Genomic DNA, 2,331 nt, shown 5'->3' on the forward strand with positions numbered 1-2,331 from the left:
ATACCGCGAGATCGCGAACCGCATTTCAGACACGCTTGATTTCATGGCGGCGGCTGGTGTCACGTCCGAGACGGCGCATACGCTGCAATCGGTGGAATATTATACAAGCCACGAATCGCTGCTGCTCGAATACGAAGAGGCGCTGTGCCGTCAGGACAGCCAGACCGGGAAATGGCTGGCGGGCTCGGGTCACATGATCTGGATCGGCGACCGGACACGTCAGCCTGATGGCGCGCATGTGGAATTTGCCCGCGGCGTTCAGAACCCCATCGGCCTGAAGTGTGGCCCGACGATGACCAGCGATGACCTCAAGCTGTTGATGCACAAGCTGAACCCCGAAAACGAAGAGGGTCGCCTGACCCTGATCGCGCGTTTCGGGGCCGGCAATGTGGGGGAACACCTGCCGCGTCTGATCAAGACCGTGCAGGAAGAGGGCGCGAATGTCGTCTGGACCTGTGACCCCATGCACGGCAACACGATCAAATCCTCAAGCGGCTATAAAACGCGGCCTTTCGAGTCCGTGCTGCGCGAAGTGCGTGAGTTCTTTGCGGTACATGGGGCCGAGGGCACCGTGCCCGGTGGTGTCCACTTTGAGATGACCGGTCAGGATGTGACAGAATGTACTGGTGGTGTCCGCGCCGTTCAGGACGAAGACCTGTCTGACCGCTACCACACTGCCTGCGACCCGCGTTTGAACGCCAGCCAGTCGCTGGAGCTTGCCTTCCTCGTGGCCGAGGAGTTGTCGGCACGCCGGGCGAACCAACAGGTCAAAGCCGTCGGCTAACTGCCGCAGCTCATGCAATAAGAAAGGCCGCGCATATCATCATGCGCGGCCTTTTTCTTTTGCTGCATTGGAGGCGTCCCACCGGGGATACGATGTTTACTTCACGACCCGTAAATAGGCTGGCCGGTTGCGACCGGACCGCGCGGCAAAACGCGCGGCTGGATCGGCGAAACCTTCGGGGCAGGGCCCGCGCGTTTCCTCTGCCACATCGGCCCGTGGCGGGCGCGGGATCGGTGTCGTGGCAAGATCGCCGATCCGATACAAGCCCGGATGCTCGATGGCATTGGATGTGATCTCCAGACAGCCAAGCATCCGGTCGATCTGCCCCATGTCACTGCGCAACGGCAGCACCAGCATACGCGCCTGAACGGCCGCATCCCCCGCGGTGAGCGTCATCTCTCCGGTGGCGGGCTGTGACAGAATGTGATCCAGCCAATCACTGCAGCGGCGACGCTCGGACGGGTCGAACAGAGAGATCATCGGCATCCCGCGCAGGTCCATCCCCATGGCAGTGCACAGCTGCGATCCGGCGACGCGAAACCGCGCCAGTTCAGACCGTCTGCGTTCCAGAACAAAGGCGCGATCAAGCACGGAGGTGATCTGTGCAGGGTCGATCTGCGACCGGAACGGGACCGGCTGACCACGGCAAAGCCCTTGCCAATAGGCGCGCGCGTCAACCATCGCGGGTGTCGGGGGCGGCATCACGCGGCGAGAGCCGGTCTGGGGCATATCATCCAGAGGGGGAAGATGTTTCATCGGGCAGCCTTATTGCGGTCGGGACAAGAGCAGGACAGGGGGCGGCAGCAGGGCCGCGATGTATTGCCTGAGTTTAGTCAAATCAGCGGTAATTTGTAGATATAACAGCAAACTTGGTTAACAGACCGTTAAGGGGAGACCTCGTGCGGCAGAATGGCTTTTTACTTGCCCCATTTGCGACTTTCCCTTTTAAGGCGCGCAACAATCGCAATCGACAAGGACCATGCCATGATACGTTCAATGACGGGTTTCGCCTCGGCCAGTGGTGCGTCCGGCCCGCACAGTTGGGGGTGGGAATTGCGATCGGTCAACGGCAAGGGGCTCGACCTGCGCCTGCGTGTGCCCGACTGGATCGACGGGCTGGAGGCGGGCCTGCGCAAGACGCTAAGCGCCGCCATCGCCCGCGGCAATGTCACCTGCAACCTGAGGATCACCCGCGAGGATGGCTCTGGCGCGTTGACGGTGAACGCGGATCAGCTTGAGGTCGTGCTGGACGCGCTGCACCAGATCGAAGCGCGCGCGATGGATGCGGGGATCTCGCTTGCGCCCTCCAAGGCGACCGATATCGTCACCATGCGCGGCGTGCTTGAACAGGCGACGACGGTGGATGATGTGGCCGCCCTTTGCGCGACTTTGCTGGCGGAATTCCCCACAGTGCTTGCCGATTTCAACGACATGCGCGCCCGCGAAGGGGCTGCCTTGGCGCAGGTTCTTGAGGCGCAGTTGGCGCAGGTGGCAGAGTTGACAACACAGGCCGCCGCGCTGGCCGAGACGCGCAAGGACGAGATGGC

Annotated in this window: 3 protein-coding genes; 2 read left to right on the plus strand and 1 reads right to left on the minus strand. The window is 62.0% G+C overall.

All coding sequences use genetic code 11. The features are described 5' to 3' along the window. A partial coding sequence (locus B4F27_RS17610) for a 3-deoxy-7-phosphoheptulonate synthase (RefSeq protein ID WP_286760304.1) occupies window positions 1-784 on the plus strand: 784 nt, incomplete at its 5' end. A gap of 96 nt (window positions 785-880) precedes the next feature. Here B4F27_RS17610 and B4F27_RS17615 read toward each other — a convergent pair. Further along, the gene (locus B4F27_RS17615; protein ID WP_286760305.1) at window positions 881-1,540 is read right to left on the minus strand and encodes a PAS domain-containing protein; all 660 of its coding nucleotides are present in this window, start codon (window positions 1,538-1,540) and stop codon (window positions 881-883) included. Between the two features lie 228 nt (window positions 1,541-1,768). Between B4F27_RS17615 and B4F27_RS17620 the strand changes: the two genes are divergently transcribed. Continuing rightward, window positions 1,769-2,331, plus strand: a 563-nt coding sequence (locus tag B4F27_RS17620; RefSeq protein ID WP_286760306.1) for a YicC/YloC family endoribonuclease, incomplete at its 3' end; no start/stop codon positions are given.

The organism is Sulfitobacter sp. UBA1132 (genome assembly GCF_002311545.1).
Classification (GTDB): Bacteria; Pseudomonadota; Alphaproteobacteria; order Rhodobacterales; family Rhodobacteraceae; genus Sulfitobacter; species Sulfitobacter pontiacus.